Source organism: Saccharothrix sp. NBAS 001 (assembly GCF_056640475.1).
The window spans coordinates 4910610-4930539 of record NZ_CM153251.1 but is presented as its reverse complement, the minus strand read 5'-3'; the positions used below and the strand labels follow the sequence as shown (position 1 = coordinate 4930539).

At 75.0% G+C, this 19930-nt stretch carries 15 protein-coding genes, 2 pseudogenes and 1 riboswitch; of the genes and pseudogenes, 9 read left to right on the top strand and 8 right to left on the bottom strand.

The features are described 5' to 3' along the window. Window positions 1-160 precede the first annotated feature (160 nt). Window positions 161-391: a hypothetical protein gene (locus AC0HI0_RS20240; RefSeq protein WP_480933934.1), complete on the top strand. Its 231-nt coding sequence runs from the start codon at window positions 161-163 to the stop codon at window positions 389-391. Between the two features lie 186 nt (window positions 392-577). On the opposite strand, the pseudogene AC0HI0_RS20235 reads toward AC0HI0_RS20240, so the two are convergent. After that, window positions 578-943: pseudogene (locus AC0HI0_RS20235) on the bottom strand (transglycosylase SLT domain-containing protein); the annotation flags it as partial. Between the two features lie 625 nt (window positions 944-1568). Then, a complete protein-coding gene (locus AC0HI0_RS20230; protein WP_480933933.1) occupies window positions 1569-2510 on the bottom strand; it encodes a hypothetical protein in 942 nt (313 codons plus the stop codon). A 286-nt stretch (window positions 2511-2796) separates the two neighbouring features. Here AC0HI0_RS20230 and AC0HI0_RS20225 point away from each other — a divergent pair. Then, a pseudogene (locus tag AC0HI0_RS20225) lies at window positions 2797-3722 on the top strand (ATP-binding cassette domain-containing protein); the annotation flags it as partial. 141 nt (window positions 3723-3863) lie between these two features. Here the strand turns inward: AC0HI0_RS20225 and AC0HI0_RS20220 are convergent. Then, a complete protein-coding gene (locus AC0HI0_RS20220; RefSeq protein ID WP_480933932.1) occupies window positions 3864-4703 on the bottom strand; it encodes a bifunctional 5,10-methylenetetrahydrofolate dehydrogenase/5,10-methenyltetrahydrofolate cyclohydrolase in 840 nt (279 codons plus the stop codon). A 29-nt stretch (window positions 4704-4732) separates the two neighbouring features. Further along, window positions 4733-4814, bottom strand: a riboswitch (ZMP/ZTP riboswitch). A gap of 312 nt (window positions 4815-5126) precedes the next feature. Here AC0HI0_RS20220 and AC0HI0_RS20215 point away from each other — a divergent pair. The 3 genes from AC0HI0_RS20215 (at window position 5127) to AC0HI0_RS20205 (ending at window position 9754) form a co-directional block, all read left to right on the top strand. Continuing rightward, a complete protein-coding gene (locus tag AC0HI0_RS20215; RefSeq protein WP_480933931.1) occupies window positions 5127-5387 on the top strand; it encodes a hypothetical protein in 261 nt (86 codons plus the stop codon). 19 nt (window positions 5388-5406) lie between these two features. Continuing rightward, window positions 5407-8859: a CHAT domain-containing protein gene (locus AC0HI0_RS20210; RefSeq protein WP_480933930.1), complete on the top strand. Its 3453-nt coding sequence runs from the start codon at window positions 5407-5409 to the stop codon at window positions 8857-8859. Between the two features lie 97 nt (window positions 8860-8956). After that, window positions 8957-9754 carry a hypothetical protein gene (locus AC0HI0_RS20205; RefSeq protein WP_480933929.1) on the top strand — a complete coding sequence of 266 codons (798 nt, stop codon included), beginning with the start codon at window positions 8957-8959 and terminating at the stop codon, window positions 9752-9754. Between the two features lie 7 nt (window positions 9755-9761). Here AC0HI0_RS20205 and AC0HI0_RS20200 read toward each other — a convergent pair whose 3' ends face one another. After that, complete coding sequence (locus AC0HI0_RS20200; RefSeq protein ID WP_480933928.1) at window positions 9762-10361, bottom strand: DUF4232 domain-containing protein; 600 nt, start codon at window positions 10359-10361, stop codon at window positions 9762-9764. Between the two features lie 263 nt (window positions 10362-10624). Next, complete coding sequence (locus tag AC0HI0_RS20195; RefSeq protein WP_480933927.1) at window positions 10625-12091, bottom strand: flavin-containing monooxygenase; 1467 nt, start codon at window positions 12089-12091, stop codon at window positions 10625-10627. Between the two features lie 69 nt (window positions 12092-12160). Between AC0HI0_RS20195 and AC0HI0_RS20190 the strand changes: the two genes are divergently transcribed. The 3 genes from AC0HI0_RS20190 (at window position 12161) to AC0HI0_RS20180 (ending at window position 15282) form a co-directional block, all read left to right on the top strand. Continuing rightward, complete coding sequence (locus AC0HI0_RS20190) at window positions 12161-13171, top strand: AraC family transcriptional regulator (RefSeq protein ID WP_480933926.1); 1011 nt, start codon at window positions 12161-12163, stop codon at window positions 13169-13171. A 253-nt stretch (window positions 13172-13424) separates the two neighbouring features. Next, window positions 13425-14273 carry an SDR family NAD(P)-dependent oxidoreductase gene (locus tag AC0HI0_RS20185; RefSeq protein ID WP_480933925.1) on the top strand — a complete coding sequence of 283 codons (849 nt, stop codon included), beginning with the start codon at window positions 13425-13427 and terminating at the stop codon, window positions 14271-14273. A gap of 91 nt (window positions 14274-14364) precedes the next feature. Then, the gene (locus tag AC0HI0_RS20180; RefSeq protein ID WP_480933924.1) at window positions 14365-15282 is read left to right on the top strand and encodes a tetratricopeptide repeat protein; all 918 of its coding nucleotides are present in this window, start codon (window positions 14365-14367) and stop codon (window positions 15280-15282) included. Window positions 15283-15476: 194 nt separating this feature from the next. On the opposite strand, the gene AC0HI0_RS20175 is transcribed toward AC0HI0_RS20180, so the two are convergent. After that, window positions 15477-16412 (bottom strand): lysyl oxidase family protein, encoded by a 936-nt coding sequence (locus tag AC0HI0_RS20175; protein WP_480933923.1) that lies wholly within the window; start codon window positions 16410-16412, stop codon window positions 15477-15479. Window positions 16413-16556: 144 nt separating this feature from the next. Here AC0HI0_RS20175 and wecB point away from each other — a divergent pair, with 144 nt between their 5' ends. Further along, entirely contained in the window at window positions 16557-17669 is a 1113-nt protein-coding gene (gene wecB / locus AC0HI0_RS20170; protein ID WP_480933922.1) for a non-hydrolyzing UDP-N-acetylglucosamine 2-epimerase, read from the top strand. On the opposite strand, the gene AC0HI0_RS20165 is transcribed toward wecB, so the two are convergent. Continuing rightward, window positions 17592-19031: an FAD-dependent oxidoreductase gene (locus AC0HI0_RS20165; protein ID WP_480933921.1), complete on the bottom strand. Its 1440-nt coding sequence runs from the start codon at window positions 19029-19031 to the stop codon at window positions 17592-17594. The genes wecB and AC0HI0_RS20165 overlap by 78 nt on opposite strands. A 50-nt stretch (window positions 19032-19081) precedes the next feature. Further along, window positions 19082-19882 (bottom strand): glycosyltransferase, encoded by an 801-nt coding sequence (locus AC0HI0_RS20160; protein WP_480933920.1) that lies wholly within the window; start codon window positions 19880-19882, stop codon window positions 19082-19084. Window positions 19883-19930: the final 48 nt, after the last annotated feature.

The window sequence follows — 19930 nt, the reverse complement described above, 5'->3', positions numbered from 1 at the left end:
GTTTGCACGACTGCGGGGACACACTGGTGGTCGAGGCGGTCTGCCAAGCCCGGGGGGGCTCAGGGGGGAGGGCCGCCTCCTCTACAACTCCAGTGTCCGTGCGGGGCGGCAGTCGCCCCGCACGTCCCATCAGCCTCCCCGACCACCACCGGGAGGACTCGTGACCACGGGTCGTCTGCTGCCGGGCGTTTTCGCCGAGCAGCGCCACTTGGTGTCGGCCAGCGAGCCGGCACACCACTCGGCCCACGTCGGCGACCGCTACCGGGCGGTCTGCCGCGCGCTGTGCCTGCCCGCGCCGGAACGCGCGCGCCACCTCTGGCGGGAGTGGCCGATCTGCCCGAACTGCGCCCGCCACCTGTCCGCCGGTCCGGTCAGCTCCGCCGTCGCTTGACCGGGCCGGCAACCACCCCGGCCGGCGGGCGACGGGACGGCAACACCCAGGCGCCGGAACGAGGGGTCGGCGCGTGGGTGCCGGGCCGGGGTCCGCACGGGGCGGTGGCGCGAGGACGCCGCCGTCCCCGGTGCGCGGCCGGCGAGGTGCCCGGGAACGGTCACCGGGCGGGTTCGGCCGGGGCGCTCAGTAGCCGCGGTAGCCGGTGCCGTTGCCGATGCCCACCAGGCCGGGGTGGTTGCCGAAGCCGCCGTAGCGGGCGTAGGTGTAGCGCACCCCGGCGATGATGTTGTCCACCGGGTTGAAGATGTCGTCGTGGCCCGCGAGCTTGTAGACCTGGAACGTCGGGTCGATGCACTGCATCAGGCCCTTGGACGGGGTGCCGCGGGCGGCGTTGCTGTCCCAGGTGTTCACCGCGTTGGGGTTGCCGTTGGACTCCTTCTGGATGATCGTCCAGATCTCGTCCACGCTGTTCTCGTCGATCGGGGTGCCGTTGGCGGCCAGGATGGCGATCGCCTCGCGGATCCAGCCCTCGACCTGGCGCTGCTTGGGCGGCTTGCGGGCCTCCTCGGCGTCCTTCGCGTCCTTGGCGGCCTTCTCCTCGGCGGCCTTCTGGCGCACCGCGTAGCCGTCCTGGGCGACGCCGCTGGCCTGGTTGAACGCCTGGAGCGCGGTGAGCTGCTCGTGGCGGATCATCCGGGCGGTCTCCGAGCCGAGGTCGATCGAGTGGACGGTGTCGACCTTGCCGGTGCGGATGTTCTGGTCCGGCACTCCGCCGAACTCGGCACCGCCCGCGAGGGGGCTGAAGGTGCCGCTGGTGACCGCGTGGGCCGCCGCGCCCGCGCCGGTCACGACGCCGAAGGCGACGGCGAACGCGGAGAGTCTCTTGGGCAGTGTCCGGTCCGGCTCGGCGCGGTGCGCGCCGGCGTAGCCGGGAGCCTGGGCGCTGACCGTGTACACGGTCGGCTGCTGCCCGCTGGGCTTCCTGTGGCGAGCCAAGGGTGGGGCCTCCTGCGTCGGGGAGCCCGACCACCGACAACCTGGCGGGGGATCCAGGCCGGGCCGCGTCCGGGGGAAAACGGGCCCGTGTCTATCCGGTGATCGAACCGTTATCTGCGGCCGGGAACGTAACCGCTGGTGACTTGCAGGGGCAAGCGATGGCCCATTAGGGGTGACCTTAGTCACGTTTGTTGACAGCGGTACTACGCACGGTCACACGTCGGGGGCGCAACGCCGAATAGGCCAACCGGACGCCGGCCGGTACCGCCGCCGCGGCCAGCCCGACCGCGACCCCGGAGTGGAACAGCAGCCGCTGCGCGTCGACCTCCCGGCGCGCGTCGGTGAAGTCCGCGATCGGCCGCAACGGGCCGTCCTGCGCACCGACCGCCCGCCACTCGACCGTGCCCGGCTGCCCGGCCGCCGACACCGTCGGCTGGGGCTGCGCGAAGTCGAACCGGGGCACCTGCAGGAACCGGGTCGACAGGACCACCTCGACCTCGCCCGCCGGCGCGCAGTCCGGGCCCGTGACGAACCCCGCGTCCGCCGGGTCGTCACCGGGACCCTCGTGCCACGGGCACGCCGAGACCGGGCGCACGGCCGGCGACTCGAACGCGAACCGGGCCCGCTCCGCCCGCACGGCGGGTTCCCGCGCGGTCCCGGACAGCATCACCACCACCCGCCCGTCCGACTCCGGCCCGGTCACCACCCGGAACACGAACCGCTGCGCGTCACCGGACAGCACCGGCCCGACCGGCTCCAACACCTCCTCGCCCGGCTCCCGGTGCAGCACCCGCGTCCGGAACCCCGGTTCCAGCCGCGCCCCGCCGGCCAGTTCCACGACCACCGCGAAGTCCCGCGACGGCCCGGCCGCCACCGCCACCGACACCGACTGCTCCAGCTTGTCCGCGTCGAAGTCCCGGTCCCGGTCGCGGGCCTCGTCGTCCTCCAGGAAGTAGACCGTCGCGACCGGCCCGACGTCCTTCGCGGTGCCGATCCGCACCGCCGAGGCGACCCCGCCGCGTCGGGGAGCGCCGGGCAGCGACCCGTCGTAGAGGACCCACGCGGTGTAACCGAGCGCGCCGGACAGGGCCAGCAGCAGCACCCCGGCGAGCAGCCTCATGGTCTGCACCTCGCCCGTCGCCCTCCCGGGGTTAGCCGCCCTTTTCGGTCACCGCCTGATCGGCCTAGGATGTTCGGCGATATGGGTGGTTTGTACTTCTTTCCGTGATCGGACGCGCGTCCGCGTAGAGCCCGGCTCCGCGACGCGGTTTGCCTCCCGTCCCGCATCCCGATCGACTCGGCCCGGCGCGGGCAGAGAACAAGGGCCCGTACGACGTCACCGAGCGTTACGACGACCACCTGGTGCTCGCCGGGTCACGCTCATCGTGAAGCCGGGGGAGGAGGTCGGCGTGCTGACCACGTCCACGCCCGGCGGCGTCGGCTACCCGCCGCAGACCCTCGACTTGCCACACGCGACCGTGGTGGACGCCGTCGACCGACCTGCGCGACCTGGAGGCGCGGCCGCGCCGGGAGGAGGCCGCCGACCTGGTCGAGCGGTTCGAGGCGCGACGGGTACCGGGCCGACGCCGGGGTGGAGATCGCCCTGCCCGGCCTGGACCTGCCCGGCCTGGATCGCGACCGCGCGCTGGGCACCCTGTCCGGCGGCGAGCGGTCCCGGCTGGCGCCGGCCGCGACCCCGGCGTCCGCGCCGGAGCTGCTGCTGCTCGACGCGCCGACCAACGACCTGGACGACCAGGGCGTGGCCTGTCTGGAGCGGCACCTGGCCCGACCCGCTCCGGTTCACCGCCCGGATCGCCGCCGAGTCGGACGAGCGGCTCGGGGCGGGGGAGCCGCCGTGGGTGGCCGAGCTGCACGACGTGCGGGTGGCCGACCGGCTGCACGTGCCGGAGCCGACCATCCGGCCCGGCGAACGGCTGCTGGTCACCGGCCCGAACGGCGCGGGCAAGACCACATTGGCCCAGGTGCCGGCGGGCGAGCCGACCCCGGACCAGGGCCGGGTCGGCATCCCGGCGCGGGGTCGGGCACCTGCGGCAGGAGGACGGGACGTGCCCCGCCGGACCTGACCGTGGCGGAGGCGTTCGCGCACGGCCGGTGTCACCCGGACGAGCACGTGGACCGGCTGCTCGCGCGCGACCTGGGCCTGCGGCTCGGCGAGCTGTCCTACGGGCAGCGCCGCCGGGTGGAGCCGGCCCGGCTGGTCACCGAGCCGGTGGACCCGCTGTTGCTCGGCGAGCCGACCAACCACCTGTCGCCGGCGCTGGTGGAGGACCTGGAGCGGGCGTTGGCGTCCTACTCCGGCGATATGGTCGTGGCGGTGGGGGCGGTCGCGGCGCAGGCGGCGGGCGGGACCGGTTCCGCTCCGGTCCCGCCCACCACGGGGGTGTTCGGAACGGGACCCGTTCCCGGTTCCCGCCGGGTTCGGACTCCCGCCGGCGGGCGGGTGGACCGGGGGTCAGCCGGTGGCTTCGGCCGCCCGGACGGTCTGCTCCAGCAGCAGGGCGATGGTCATCGGGCCGACGCCGCCGGGCACGGGCGTGATGTGCCCGGCGCGCTCGGCCGCCGCCGCGTACTCGACGTCCCCGACGTTGCCCGGGTTGTAGCCGGCGTCCACGACCACCGCGCCCGGCTTGATCCACTCGCCGCGCACGAGTTCCGGCTTGCCGACGGCGGCCACCACGACGTCCGCCTCGCGCACCGCCGCCGCCAGGTCCGCGGTGCGCGAGTGGCAGTAGGTGACGGTCGCGTCGCGGGCCAGCAGCAGCATCCCGACCGGCTTGCCCAGGATCGGGCTGCGGCCGACGACGACCGCGCGCCGCCCGGACAGCGGAATGTCGTAGGCGTCCAGCAGCCGCAGGATGCCGCCCGGCGTGCACGAGTGGAACCCGGGCTCGCCGAACGCCATCGCGGCGAAGCTGTGCATGGTCACGCCGTCCACGTCCTTGCCCGGCGCGATCGCCTCGAACGCCGCCCGCTCGTCGACGTGCGCGGGCACCGGGTGCTGCAACAGGATGCCGTCCACCTCCGGGTCGGCGGACAGCGCGGAGATCTCCGCGACCAGCCGGTCGGTGGTGGTCGAGGCGGGCAGTTCCACGGCCCGCGACCCGATCCCGACCTTCGCGCTGCGGGAGCGCTTCATCTTCACGTACGTGTGCGACGCCGGGTCGTCGCCGACCAGCACCGTGGCCAGGGTCGGGGTGCGCCCGGCGCGACCGGCGAACGCGGCGGCGCGGGCGGCGGTGGCGTCGAGCAGGGCGCGGGAGACGGCGGTGCCGTCGAGGATCGTGGCCGACATGGCGGTACTCCTCATCCGGTGGGACGAATGAGGGGCACCCAGGCGGGCGATGCCTGCTCGCGGTGCACTCCCCGGTGGTTGGCCCACCCGACGCCAGTCGTGCGCCGCCGAGTCTAGACCGCGCCCCGCCGGCCGGTTCCCGGGCCGGGCCGCGCCGGTCGAGACCAAGATCACAGCCGGTCGGGCGTGGAGGACGACCTGCGCGGACGCCGCCCGCCCGGCCGCGCGGGCACCGCCGCCAGGCAGCGGGCACCACCCCCGGTCACGTGGGGCGGGTCGCCGGAACGCCGTAGTCCGGGCGCCTGGACGGCGGCGTCGCCGTAACCCGCCGTACACCTCTGCCGGCGGGAATTATGCTGTTCGGGGCACCGGGTGCCGGAAGCCCGGCGATTCGGACACGAGTGACGACGGACAGGCGGACTGATGGCGGGGCAGTACGGTCGATCCACGGGGCAGCGCCGGCCGGCTTTCGGGCGGGTAGACCCGTTCTGCCTGTTCGCCGTCGTGCCGATGGTCCTGCTCGGCGGCCTGATGTTCTGGGGCAACGTGCCGCTGGTCGGCGTGATCATCATCGTCTGCGCGGCCCTGCTGGTCCTGGTCGACTCGTGGTCCAACCGGCCGCCGAAGTTCAGCACCCCCGACTACGACGACGAAGACGACTACGAGCCGCGCGGGCGCTACTGATCCGGCTAGGGTCGGGCCTGTGCGATTACCCGATCCCGTCGCCGCCCCGGCGGAGCGGGTCGCGGCGTTCCGCCGTTCCGGCGACCCGGCCGCGCTGTTCTCCGGCGACGTCGAAGCCGAGGTCCGCGCGCTGCTCGCGGCGGTGGACGAGGCCCCGACGGACGTGGTCCGCCGCCGGCTCGCCGCCCTGTTCCTGCTGAGGTTCGAGCACGGCCACGCGATCACCGACCTGGCGCACGTCGTCGCCTGGCACTGGTCCGAGCCGCCCGAGGCCCGGCCGCCGCTGGTGCGCCGCCTGCTGCCCGGCCCGGACGCCCACCCCGACAGCCAGTTCGGCGCGGCCGTCGCGTTCGCGCGGGTCGAGGACCACCCGGTCACCCTGCGCGTGGCGATCCTGCTGCTGGAGGACCTGGTCCGGCGCACCTCGCACCGCGACCACGCCCGGCACGTCAGCCTCCTCGTGGTGCTGAACATGGCGGTCTTCCGGCAGACCGGGGACCTGCGGGCGGTGGACGAGCTGCTCGACCGGGCCCGCGCGTGCCTGGCCGTCCTGCCGCGCCGGCACCCCGACCGGGGGTGGCTGCTCGGCGCGGTGGCGATCGGCCTGGGCATCCGGGTCGGCGCGGGCAGCTTCGGCGACCTGCGGGAGGCCGTCGAGACCGGGGAACTCGCCCTGGCCGCGCCGGACCGCCGGGTGCGCGGCCGGGTGCGGCTGCGCCGGTTCCGGCACCCGTTCGAACGGGTGCTGGACGACCAGGCGGCGGGCTACGAGCCGCCCGCCCACCGGGCGGCGGTGGCCGACCACCTGGCCGGCGCCTACCTCGCCCGGTTCCGGTTCGGCGCGGCCCGCCCGGACCTGGAGCGCGCGCTCGCGCTGTTCACCTCGACCGGCTCGGCGGACGGCGTGGCGCGGGCCGCGCTGGCCCGGTTCGACCTCGCCGGCGACCCCGCCGACCTGCGGCTGGCCGCCGACGCCGGCCGCGACGACCCGGCGCACGCCGCGCTGCCCGGGTTCGCCGCCTCGCTGCCCCTGGTCGACCCGACCCTGCCCGCGCACCGCCGGGGCGGGTTGCTGCGCCGGCTGTGGCTGGCCCACCACCAGGCCCGGCTCGACCCGGCCGACCTGGGCGCGGCGGGCGTCGACCCGGCGGACACCGCCGACCTGGGCGCGGCGAGCGCGGACCCGGCCGACGCGGCCGACCTCGACGCGCTGATCGCGGTCGGCGAACTCGCGCTGGGCGTCAACGGCGTGACCGTCCTGCTGGACGAGACGCCGCTGGTGCCCGACGCCGACGACCCGGTGCGCGACCTGGTCCTGGTCCGGTTGGCCGACGCCTACCGCCGGCGGTTCGAGGCGGCGGGCGCGGGCGAGGACATCCGCCGGGCCGCCGACCTGGCCGACCAGATCGGCGAGGTGACCGCCGCCGGGGACCTGAGCGCGCTGGCCGAGGTGTACCGGCTGCGGTTCGCCGAATCGGGCGCGACCGACGACCTGGAGACCGCGCTGGCGCTGCACGAACGGGCCTTCGAACAGTCCGGCGGCGACCCGCTGGTCACCGCCCGGCTGGCCCGCGCGCACCTCGACGCGTTCGCGGCCGGCGGCGCGGACGCGCACCTGGACCGGGCCGCCGAACTCGCCCCGGACGCCCCGGGCCTGTTCCGGCTGCGGCACGCCCGGCACGGCCGGCCCGACGACCTGGAGCGGCTGGTGGCCGAGGCCGCCGCCGCACCGCCGTCCGCCGCGTCCCTGGTCGCGCTGGCCCGCGCGCACACCCTGCGGTTCGACGCGCTGGGCGACCCGGCCGACGCCCGCCGCGCGGTGGCCGCCGCGACGGGTGCGTTCGGGCACGAACCGGATCCGCGCGGCCGGGTCGCCCGGCTGATCGCGCTGGCCGCCGCGTGCCGCCGGCTGCACCGCGTCGCCCCCGACGAGGTCCCCGCGCCGGACCCGCTGATCAGCGGTTACGCCGACCTGCCGGACGACCTGCCCGCGCTGCGCGCGGAAGCCGGGCGGGAGATCGGCGTGCTGGCCCTGGCGCTGGGCCTGCCCGAGCAGGCCGCGCGGGTGCTGCGGGACGCGGTCGGCCTGCTGCGCGCGGTCGTGTGGCGCGACAGCGGCTGGGCCGAGCAGGAACGGGCGCTGGTCGCGCACCGCCTGCTGCCCGGCGACGCGGTGGCCGCGCACCTGGCCGCCGGCGACCCGGAAGGCGCGGTGGAGGTCGCCGAACTGGGCCGCGCGCTCGTGCTCGGCGCGGAACTGGACCTGCGGGCCGACCTCGCCGACCTGGTCCGGGTCGACCCGGTGGCGGCGCGCCGGCTGGCCCGGGTGCACGACCGGCTCACCGAGCCGGCGCTGCCCGACCTGACCGGCGCGACCCTCGACCAGGTCGGCCCGGCGAACCGGGCCCGGCTGTGGGCCGAGCACGACCGGCTGGTGGCCGCCGCCCGCGAGGTGCCGGGCCTGGCCGGTTTCCTGCGGCCCGCGCCGATCCGCGAGATCGCGGTGGACGGCCCGATCGTGCTGCTCAACGCCGCCGCCGGGCGGGCCGACGCGGTCGTGGCGACCGCCGACGGCCTGGTGCCGATCCCGCTGCCGCTGCTGGCGGCCGGTTTGGCGGAGCACCGCGCGGCGCTGCGCGACGCGCTCCCGGTGACCAGGCCGAGCCGGTTGCCGCACGCCCGGCGGGTGCTGACCGGGCTGCTGGACTGGCTGTGGACGTCCGCCGTCGCCCCGGTGGCCGACGTGGTGGGCGGCGGGCGCGTGTGGTGGCTGCCGCTGGGGCCGCTGGGCGACCTGCCGTTCCACGCGGCGGGCGACGCCCTCGACCGGCTCGTGTCGTCCTACCTGCCGACCGCGCACACCCTGCACCACGCCCGCCGCCGGCCCAGCCCCGGCGTTCGCCGTCAGCTCACCGTGGCCGTCGAGCACACCGCCGGCCTGCCCCGGCTGCCCGGCACGGTGGCCGAGGCCGCGTTGCTGCACGCCCGCCGCCCCGGCGACCCGCTGCTGGTCGACCCGACCACCCGGCAGGTGCTCGACGCGGTGGGCGACTGCACGTGGGCCCACTTCGCGTGCCACGCGACCGTGGACCCGGACACCACGTCCCGCGCCGTGCTGCACCTGGCCGACGGCGTCCTGCCGGTCGAGGCGATCAGCAGGCTGCGCCCGGAGCACGCCGAACTCGCCTACCTGTCGGCGTGCTCGACCGCCGCGCGCGGCCGGTACGTCGACGAACCGCTCAACCTGGCCGCCGCGTTCCACCTCGCGGGCTTCCGGCACGTGGTGGCGAGCTTGTGGCCGTTGAACGACGCCTTGGCCGCCCGCGCGGCCGGCGCGTTCTACGACCTGCTGCCCGACACCGCGTCCGCCGACACCGCCGCGCACGCCGTCCGCGAGGTCGCGCGCGGCCTGCGCGCCGAGTTCCCGGACCGGCCGGACCTGTGGGCGACCCTGGTGCACAGCGGGCCGTGACGGCGTGCCGTTCGTCACGGCCGATCCGGCGGTATCCGGTTGGGAGGAACCGGGCGGGCGATCGTAGGGTGCCGGGCGTGAACCTCGGGGGAAGCTCATGACCCAACCGCCCATGCCCTCCGGCGACCACTGGCCGGCACCGCCGCCGGTCCGCCGGGCACCGGGTTGGCTGTGGCCGCTGGTCGGCCTGTTCTGGGTGCTGGTGGCGGTCGGGGCGGCCGTGATCCAGAGCAACCCGGCCACGCACGTCGACCTGTTCGCGCCGAAGCGGCCCGCGCAGACCCGGGCCGGCCTCGACCCGGTGCCGGCCTACCCGGCCCCGACCTACCCGACCACGACCTCCCGCGCGCCGCGCACGACCGTGCCCGCGCCGCCGACCGTGCCGCCGTCGGTGTACTCCGGGACCGGTGCCGCCGTGATCACGCTCGACCGGCCACCGGGGTTCGCCGCCGTCCGGTTCGAGTGCCCGGAGTGCACCGGGCACACCCTGGTCCGGTCGGACGGGGCGGACCTGCTGGTGGTCAACCGGGTCGGCCCCTACGCCGGCACGCGCTGGCTGGGCCCGGTGGGCAAGCCGGTCCGGACGTTGACCGTGGAGGTCACCGGGGCGTGGACGATGACCGTCGGCGGGATGGACCTGGTGCCCACCGCCGACGCCGGGGCCACCGGCGGAGACGACGCGGTGTTCCTGGTGAACCGGCCGGCCCGGTCCGCGCGGGTGGCCTTCCAGGGGCCGTCGAACTTCGTCGTGTGGGTGCTGGAGCTGGACCGCGACTACCAGTCGCCGGACCTGCGGGTGAACGAGATCGGCGACTTCGGCGGCGAGATCGGGCTGGAGGGGCCGGCGCTGGTCCAGGTCGAGGGCCGGGGCGACTGGTCGGTCACGCCCGCCTGACCCCGGGTCACGGCCGGGGGCGGTCGCCGGGGCCTTCCGGTGCGCGCCACGGGCTCAGCCCGATCCGGCCGGTGCTGCCCAGGTCGATCGTGGTGGCGGGGGAGTCCGGCGAGGGCGGGCCGCCGTCGGTGCCCAGCCGGGGGACGAACGTCTGGCGCGGGCGGCCGGCCCGCGGCGCGATGTCGATCTTCGCGCCGACCTGCGGCGGGCGGCTGGTGTCGTCGTAGGTGTTGCGCCAGACGATCCCCGCCGTCGCCCGGTCGCCCGGCCCCAGGGCGAACTCGGCGGCCGGGGCCTCGAACGACTCGATGGTGGAGATCGACGTCGACCCGTGCTCGACCCGGACGTCGAGCGGCTGCCCGTCCTCGTCCAGCAGCCGCACGTCCGGGTAGCCCTGGACGCGCTGCGTCTCGGTGCCGCAGTTGCGCATCTCCAGCGTCAGCACCCGCAGGCCCATCGCGGCATCGCCGTTGAGCGCGGAGATCTCCACCCCGCCCTCCGGGCACGCCGGCGCGGTCGGAGTCGGTTCGGGCGCGGGAGGGGTCGGCGGCGCGCCGCACGCGACCACGGACAGCAGCAGTGCCAGGGGAACGAATCGGCCGATCACCCGGTGACTATTTCACGGCCGCGCCGAGGGCCGCCGCCGACCGGTGGCGTCGGCATCCCGTTCGACGTGCGACAGGCGCTCGTTGGCGGCACTCGTCCGGCTCGCTGCGGGGACCGGCCCCACACGCGAGACGGGCACGGACGGGGGAAGCCCTCCGAGCCGCAGCGAATCCGCCGTACAGGCCGACACCCGGAACGACCTCGGTCGGGCTTCCGATGCCGTGCCGCACCCCGGCCACGGCGACCGCCGGGTGGGTCGCGCGGTCACCGGACGTGCTCGGGCGCGCGCGGCCGGACGCCCTCCAACTGGTCGCCGATGTCGCCGCGCAACGTCTGCACGGCGTCCAGCAGGTAGTTCTGCCGCACCCGCCACGGGCCGCGGTCGCCCTGGCGCGGGAACGCGTCGATGGACCGCTGGACGTAACCGGAAGCCAAGTCCAGCAACGGTTTCCGCGCCATCGCCCGGTCCGGGCGCGGCGTCACGGACGTGAAACCGCCGCGGTCCAGGTGCGCCAGCACCCGGCACACCAGCCGCGAGGTCAGGTCGGCCCGCAACGTCCACGACGCGTTGGTGTACCCGATGCACACCGCGAAGTTCGGGATGCCGGTGATCATCGCCCCGCGCCACACGAACTGCTCCGCCAGGTCCACCGGCCGCCCGTCCACGCTCGGCGCGATCCCGCCGAAGGCCAGCAGCTTCAGCCCGGTCGCGGTGACCACGACGTCGGCCTCCAGCACCCGCCCGGACCTGAGTCGGACGCCCTCGGGCACGAACGCGTCGACGTGATCGGTCACCACCGACGCGGTGCCCGCCCGGATCGCCTCGAACAGGTCGGCGTCCGGGACGGCGCACAGCCGCTGGTCCCACGGGTCGTAGCTGGGCGTGAAGTGCTCGCGCACCAGCGCCGGGTCGCGCAACGCCCGGGTGGACAGCTTCGTCAGCAGCGACCGCGCCGCGCCGGGGAAACGCCGGCAGAACTGGTAGAAGCCGGTGGTGAACGCGATGTTCTTGGCCCGCACCACCCGGTGCGCGAGGCCGGCGGGCAGCACCGCGCGGATCCGGTCGGCGAGCTTGTCGCGCCCCGGCACCGGGCTGATCCACGTGGGGGAGCGCTGGAGCATGGTCACGTGCCCGGCGGTGCGCGCCATGGACGGCACGACGGTCACCGCCGTCGCGCCGCTGCCGATCACCACGACCTTCTTGCCCGCGTAGTCGAGGTCTTCGGGCCAGAACTGCGGGTGCACGACCCGCCCGGCGAACGTCGACAAGCCCGCGAACCCGGGTTCGTGGCCGCGCTCGTAGTCGTAGTAGCCCGCGCACGTGTAGAGGAACCCGCAGGTCAGCGTGCTGCCGTCGCTCAGGCTCACGGTCCAGCGCTGCCGCCCGGTCGACCAGTCCGCGGCCAGCACCCTGGTGCCGAACCGGATCCGCCGGTCGATGCCGTGCTCGGCGGCGGTCCGCCGGATGTAGTCCAGGATCGACGGTCCGTCGGCGATGGACTTCGCCTCCCGCCAGGGCGCGAACGGGTAGCCCAGGGTGAACATGTCCGAGTCCGACCGGACGCCCGGGTAGCGGAACAGGTCCCAGGTCCCGCCGATCGCGTCGCGCGCCTCGACGATCGCGTACGAGCGGCCGGGGTGCTCGGTGGACAGGCGGTACGCCGCGCCGATGCCGGAGAGCCCCGCGCCCACGATCACGACGTCGAGGTGGGTGGGTTCGGTGGTGACCATGGCTCCAGTGTGCTGACCCGACCCACCCGGTTCTTGACTTCGCACGACAACTATTTGACCCTGTACGACATGTCGGTGGTCCGGTCGGCGGGTCTGCGCGGTTTCCGCGCCACGGTCGCCGAACTCGGCGGCCACGCCGACGACTACGCCACCGCCGCCGGCCTCCCGGTCGCCGCGCTGGACGTGGACGACCTGCTGGTGGCCGACCACGCGGTGGTCGCCGTGCTGGAGATCGCCGCCGAGGCGCTGGCCTGCCCGGACCTGGGCCTGCGGGTCGCCGCCCGGCAGGACTTCGGCATCCTCGGCCCGCTGGCGCTGGCCATCCGCAACTCGCCGACCGTGGCCGACGCGCTGGAGTGCACCTCGCGCTACCTCTTCCTGCACGCCCGTTCGCTGAGCCTGTCGCTGGAGGACGACCCGTACGGCGCGCGCGGCGTCGCGGCGCTGCGCTACGGGCAGCCCACGTGGCACCCGGTGTCGGTGCAGGCGACCGACCTCGGGCTGGGCTTCCTGCACCGGGCGATCCGGTTCCTGGTCGGCGGCGGGTACGGGCTGCGCTCGGTCGAACTGCCTTACACACCGGCCGCGCCGCTGTCGGTCTACGAGCAGTACTTCGGCACGACCGTCCACACCGGACGGCCCGCGCCGGTGCTGCGGCTGCCGCGCAGCCTGGCCGACCGGCCGCTGGAGGGCGGCGACGAACGGGTGTGGCGGCTGGCGCTGGCGTACCTGGCCGAGCAGACCGCCGGCGAGGGCGCGAGCCTCGCCGTGCGGGTGCGCGGGGTGGTCGTGCAGTCGCTGGGCACCGTGCCGGCGGAGGTGGGTGCGGTGGCACGGCTGGTGAACGTGCACCCGCGCACGTTGCAGCGCCGGCTCGCGGAGGAGGGCGCGACCTTCGCCGGGATCCTGGACGACGTGCGGCGGCAGGCCGCGCACCGCTACCTGACCACGACGGACATGCCGATGAGCCAGGTCGCCGCGATGCTCGGGCTCTCCGAGCAGTCCGCGCTGAGCCGGTGCTGCCGGCGCTGGTGGGCCCGGACGCCGAGCGCCGTGCGCCGGTCCGGTGCGGAGGGCTGATCACGTTCGCCGAGCACACCCGTGACGGCCTGCCGGACGCTCTCGTGGCAGCGGAGCCGGCACCGGGCACCTGCGTTACCGCCAGACGCTCGCGGGCATCCTCGCACCGGCACGCCATCGCGTTCGCGGGCCTGGCGCAAGCGTTCGCGGCCGCCGGAACCGGGGCTGTCGCGCAGGGGTAAAACTCTGTCGCGCCGGGTCAAGCGCCCGGCGTCCGGACCCGACAGGCTGGGGTGGAGGGAAGGGGAGCGACATGATCGAGTACCCGTTCGCCGGCGGCACGGCGGTGCTGACCGGCGCGGCGAGCGGCATGGGCGAGCAGATGGCCCACGGACTGGCCGCGCGCGGCAGCGGCCTCGTGCTGGTCGACCGCGACGCCGAACGCCTGGCCGCCGTGGCGCGCGCCATCGCGTCCCGGTTCCCGGAGGTCGAGGTGGACACCCGCGTGGCCGACCTGTCCGACGTGCCGGGCGTGCCCGCCCTGGCCGAGGCGATCCTGGCCGCGCACCCCCGGATCACCCTGCTGGTGAACAACGCGGGCGTCGCGCTGGGCGGCACGTTCGACCAGGTGAGCGCCGAGGAGTTCGACTGGGTGCTGGACGTGAACTTCCGCGCCCCGGTCGCGCTGACCCGGGCGCTGCTGCCCCGGCTGCTGGCCTCGCCGGGCAGCCACGTGGTCAACGTGTCCAGCCTGTTCGGCCTCATCGCGCCGCCGGGGCAGACCGCGTACTCGGCGAGCAAGTTCGCGCTGCGCGGGTTCTCCGAGGCGCTGCGCCACGAACTGGCCGGCCGGGGCGTCGGCGTGACCACCGTGCACCCCGGCGGCATCCGCACCCGCATCGCCGAGTCCGCGCGGGTGGCGGGCGGCGTGTCGGAAACCGAAGCGGCGCAGGGGAAGGACAGCTTCGCGAAGCTGCTCACCTACCCGGCGGACAAGGCGGCCGAGCAGATCCTGGCCGGGGTCCGCCGCCGCAAGCCCCGCGTGCTCATCGCGTTCTCCGCGTACGCCCCGGACCTCCTCGCCCGGATCTTCCCGCAGTCGTACCTCGCGGTGCTCAACCGGCTGCGCCCGGCCGCGATGCGCAACGCCACCCGTCCCTGACCGTCCACCGGGTACTCCCGCCGCACCACCACGACGACCGCCGGCGGTTACGGTGGCACCTCCCAGGAGTCCCCACACGAAGGTCCGAGGTATGAACGCACCGAGCTACCAGTCCCTGTCCCGGCTGCTGGGCGATCCGGACGCCGACGGCGTCGAGCTGTTCGCCGCGTCCGGGGAACTCCGCGACGCCTTCGTCCGCAGCGAACACCTCATCGGGCTGCTGCCCGGCGACGCGCCCGCCCTGCTGGTGTCCGGTTTGCGGCGCGCGGGCGCGGCCGGGGTCGTGGACGCGTGGCTGGAACTGGGCCGGCTGCTCGCGCACGGCGCCGCGCCGTGGGCCCCGTACCCGGAGCGGGACGTGGCCGGGTCCGTCGCGGCGTACCGGGAGGCCGAGCGGGCCGGGTCGAGGACCGGGGCGCTGGGCTGGATCCGGGTGGCCTACTTCGCCCGCAGCGCCGAGCACGCCGCCGACGCCGGCCACCGGATCGGGGAACTGCTCGCGGCCGACCCGACCGATCCCGACGTGCTGCTCCTCGCGGGCTACCTGACCCACCAGGGCTACGGCCGCGCGCCCGACCCCGTCGAGGCGGCCCGGCTGCACCGGGCGGCGGCGGAGCTGGGCAGCCCGCACGCCGCGTTCGAGCTGAGCGTCCTGTACGCCACGGGTGACGGCGTGGACGTCGACCAGGCCGAGTCGGCGCGGTGGACGTTCCGCGCGGCCGAACTGGGCAGCGCCCGCGCCATGGCGAACGTCGCCGGCATGTACGCGACCGGCCGCGGCGTCGAGCACGACCCGCGGGCCGCGCTGGACTGGTACGCCAAGGCGGCCGACGCCGGGCACGCGAAAGCCGCCTACACAGCGGGCGTGATGTGCCTGGTCGGCGACGGCGGCCTGCCCGTCGACACCGGTGCGGCGCAGCGGTTCCTGGCCCTGGCCGACGAACTCGGGTTCGACGTGGACGACGCCCTCGACTCTATGGGCCTGTCCCGCCCCGAGACCGTCGGCTGACCTGACCTGACCTGACCTGCGCCCGTGCCCGACGGCCCCGGTCTCCGCGCGGAGACCGGGGCCGCTCGCCGTTGCGGGACCGATGACCGCCGGGACTCGGGGACTCGGGATCCGGGGACTCGGGACCGAGTCGCTCAGGACCGAGTCGCTCCGGACTGGGCCGCTCAGGATTGGGCCGCTCAGGACTGGGCAGCTCAGGACTGGGCGCAGCGCTCCCGACCGGGACAGCTGCGCACCAGCTCGACCTTCGGCGGCTTGGTGATCAGCGGGGGCCGGCCGAGCCCACCCGGCCACTGCACCGAGATCGCGATGGACGACGCGTTGTTCGCGTAGCTCTTCTCCAGGAAGCTCCGGTCGACGTTGACCATGTTCACCACGTCGTACACGCCGGACGGCACGTCGGTCAGGTCGAGCCACTGGTAGTCGACGTCGTACTTGTAGTCGTCGCCCGAACCCACCGAGATGCCCTCGACCACGTCCAGCGCACGCGGCTCGTGGTGGCGGCACCGGTTCTCCCGCAGGAACTCCGCGAGCAGGCCCTCGGGGCTGTTCGGGTTGCGCGGGCGGTTGGGCAGGTCCGCGGCGTCCCGCGCGGTGTAGCGGTCGCCCAGGCAGAAGCCGTTCTTCCGGTCCTGCACCAGGGTCGTGCCGTCCGGCTTGCGCAGCTGGAAGCGCTCGAAGTCCATCAGGTGCCAGTGCGTGTGCGCGGGGGCCGGCTCGTAGTACATGGTGGCCGGGATCGGGTTGTCGGCCTCGTCGAAGGAGCCCGGGATCGACTTGTCCCGCGCGGACTGGAACGCCTGCCGCGAGCGCATCGTCGGGGTGCCGGCCGAATCGCGCTTGCCGTAGATGAGCAGCGGCCCGTCGCCGACGTTGTCGACCGACGTGGTGAACCGCAGCCGCACCCCGCCGGCCCGCCCGGAGTCCACGCAGGCGCCGTTGGGCGCGTACCGCTCCGCGACCACGCAGACGTCCCACGCCGTGCACTTGTCCGGGTTGCCGGTGGTGCCGCCGGGGCAACCGACCGGTGCCTGTCTCAGGTCCGGCAGCAGGGGCCCCTCGGAAGCGGGTGCGCCGAGCACCGCGGCGGTGAGCGCGGCGGCCGCCGCGGCCTTGAATTTCCTGATCACCACCGCAACCTAATAGCAGCAAAGCCGATTCGACACATTCGTTCACTCGATCGGTTGAGGTGCAACGGGATTCCACCCCGACCGTCCTAACGTGTCGCGCGATCCGGAACCGGTCATCCCGGTCGAACAAGGAGAAGTCTCACGGTGGAATCCGTCACGCTGGTCTGCGGCACGCGCCCCGAGCTGATCAAGCTCGCTCCGCTCATCAGGCTCTACGGCCCGCGCGCGGTGGTCGTCTACACCGGACAGCACTACGACCGCGCGATGTACGAGGTGATCCGCCGCGACATCGCCCAACCGGGCGATTTCCACGAGTTCGCGCTCGGCGGCGCGCGCCGCGGCACCCAGCTCGGCCTCGCCGTCAAGGCGGTGGACGACGTGCTCGCCGCGCGCCGCACCGCCGCCGTCGTCGTGCAGGGCGACACCACGTCCGCGCTCGCGGGGGCGTTGGCGGCCAACGCGAACGACGTGCCGCTGGTGCACGTCGAGGCCGGCCTGCGCAGCTTCGACCGGGCGATGCCCGAGGAGCACAACCGGGTCGCCATCGACCACCTCGCCGACCTGTGCTGCGCGCCGACCCCGCTCAACCGCGCCAACCTGCTCGCGGAGAACATCCCGGCCGACCGCGTCGAGGTCACCGGGAACACCGTCGTGGAGGCGCTGGAGGCCGCGCTGCCCGGCCCGGACGTCGAAGCCGCCGTGCTGGCCGCCCACGGGCTGCGCCGCGACCACTACGCGGTCGCCACCATCCACCGCCCGGAGAACGTGGACGACCCGGCGAACCTGGAGACCGTGCTGCGCGAGCTGGCCGCGCTGCCGCTGACCGTCGTGCTGCCGCTGCACCCGCGCACCGCCAGGCGGGTGCGGGACTTCGGCCTCGACGCGCTGCTGCACGGCCTGCACGTGGTGCAACCCCAGGCGTACCCCGAATTCCTCGCGCTGGCCGCCGGTGCGGCCGTGGTGGTGTCGGACTCCGGCGGCATCCAGGAGGAGGTGAGCGTCCTCAAGCGACCGGTCGTGGTGGTGCGGCGCAGCACCGAGCGGCCGGAGATCGAGGGCACGTTCGGCACGCTGGTGCCGCCCGGCCCGCGCATCGGCGCGGAGGTCGGCCGCTGGCTGGACGACGTGGCGGGCCACCGCGCCCGCCTCGCCGCCGTCCCGTCGCCCTACGGCACGGGCTCACCCGCGGTGCGGATCGCCGCCGCCCTGGAGGAGCTGGTCGACCAGCGCCTCGGCGTGCTCCTCCCCGTCGGGTGAGCCGGGCCGGACCGCGTCGTCCAGCAGGCCGACGACGCGGTTCGCCAAGCCCACGCTGGAGTTCCAGCTCGTCACCGACGGGTAGACGTGCGCCGTGGTGGCCAGCAGCAGCGGCGTGCCCTCGACCACGACCGGCGGCTGCTGCGCCAGGTATCCCAACGGGTACACCGGCTCCACGAACGGGGCCTTGAACACCCGCACCTCGTCCACGTCCCCGGCCGCGAGATCCGGGTACAGGCCGACCAGCTGGTCGGTCCACCGCGCCGCGATCCGCTCTTCGTCGTCGCGGTAGAGCGCGGAATCCCGGTCGGTGTAGCGCATCACGTACACCAGGTGCCGGCCGTCGAACTCCCCGGCGAGCGCGGACATCTCGATGACGCCGTCGAACTCGGTGCCGGACCGCACCACGGGCGCCCAGTAGTGGCCCGACAGCGGGCGCTTGAGGAAGAACAGCGCGTTCACCACGCCCTGGTACCGCAGCCGCACGTCGGGCAGCACCCGGTTCAGCTCGTCGTCGGCGATCGACCGCAGCGCGGGCAGCGGCAGCGTGGAGATCACCCGGTCGGCCGTGCGCACCTCGCCGGAGGCCAGCGTGACCGCGCCGCCGGCGGTCACCCGCGTGACGGGGCAGGAGGTCCGCACCGCGCCGCCGGAGTCCACGATGGACACCCGCAGCGCCTCGATCAGGGCGTGGTAGCCGCCCTCGGGGTAGCCGCGCACGGCGACGTTGCTCTCGCGCCCCAGGCGCTGCCACAGGTACAGCGCGGGCACGTCGCCGAACGCCGCGCCGAACTTCGACCCGAACATCGGGGCCAGCAGCAGCTCCCAGATCCGGTCGCCGTAGACGCCGCGCAGCCAGTCCTCGGTGCGCAGGCGGTCGAGGTCCTTGCCCCGGCCGAGCCGCCGCAGCAGCAGCGACACCACCCCGAACCGGACGCGCTCGTGCGGCCGCAGCGGCGTGAACCGCAACAGGTCCCACGCGGTGTTGAACGGGAAGTGCCGCCCGTCCACCACCATGCCCATCCGGGTCGGCCGCCACCGGACCCGCTCGCGCGCCCCGATCTCGCCGAGCAGCTCCAGCAGGTCGTCGTCGGTGGGCATCACGCAGTGGTAGAACCGCTCGACCCACCGCTCCCGCCACGGGAAGAACGTGCCCAGCCCGCCGAGCTGGTCGCCGCCCTCCACCAGCTCGACCACCGCGCCCGCCCGACCCAGCCGGTGGGCCAGCGCCAACCCGCAGATCCCACCGCCCAGCACGACCACGCGCATCCCGCGCAACCCCGTGTCCACGTGCCGCACCCTCTCGTCGCCCACCCGGTCCCCGCCTCCACTCCGCTCGCCGTCGTCCACCTCCGCCGTCACCGGCCGGTCCCCGCCCGCCGGGAGCGCGTCCCGGCGGGCGTCCCGGTCGGTCAGAGCGTGCGGTACGGGGCCGGGGCCAGGCGGTCGCGGACCAGGAGCTTCAGGTACTGCGCCATGGTCTTCCACAGGCGCAGCTTGCTCGGGCCCTGCTTGCGGTCGTAGTGCAGGTGCAGCGGCACCTCGGTGATCACCGGGCGGCAGTGCCGCAGCTTGAGCAGCAGCTCGACCATGCACGCGAACCCGCGCTCCTCCACCAGCCGCTCGCCCCAGTGGCTCGCCGCCCGGTCCAGCACGCTGACCCGGTAGGCGCGGAAGCCGCTGGTGAAGTCGCGCACCCCGTCGACCTTGAGCATCCGCCGGAACAGCACCGCCGCGCCCCGCGACAGCAGCCGGCGGAACGCGGGCGCGGTGGCGTCGTCGCCGCCCGCCACGAACCGGGAGCAGATCACCACGTCCGCGCCCGCCGCGATCTCCCCGCGCAGCGCGGTGATCAGCGCCGGGTCGTGCGTGTCGTCGGCGTCCATCACGACCACCAGGTCGTCGCGGTCGGCGACCTCCAGCACCGAGCGCAGACCGGTCTGCACGGCTTGGCCCAGCCCCATGTTCACCGGGTGCCGCACGACCCGGACGTCCAGTCCCGCGACGCCCGCCGCTGCCTCGGCGGTGCCGTCGGCCGAACCGTCGTCCACCACCCAGGCCGTGACCTCCTCGGTCCGGGCCACCTCGGCGAGCCTGCGCAGCAACGGCGGCAGCGAGGCGGCCTCGTTGTACGCGGGCAGCACTACGTGCGCCCGACCGCGGGTGAGGATCGAGCCCGGCGCGGTGCGCGCCTCACGTTCGTCGACGGCCACTAGTCGACCCCATTTCCATCGTTGCGGGTTAGCGGGCCAGAATTATTC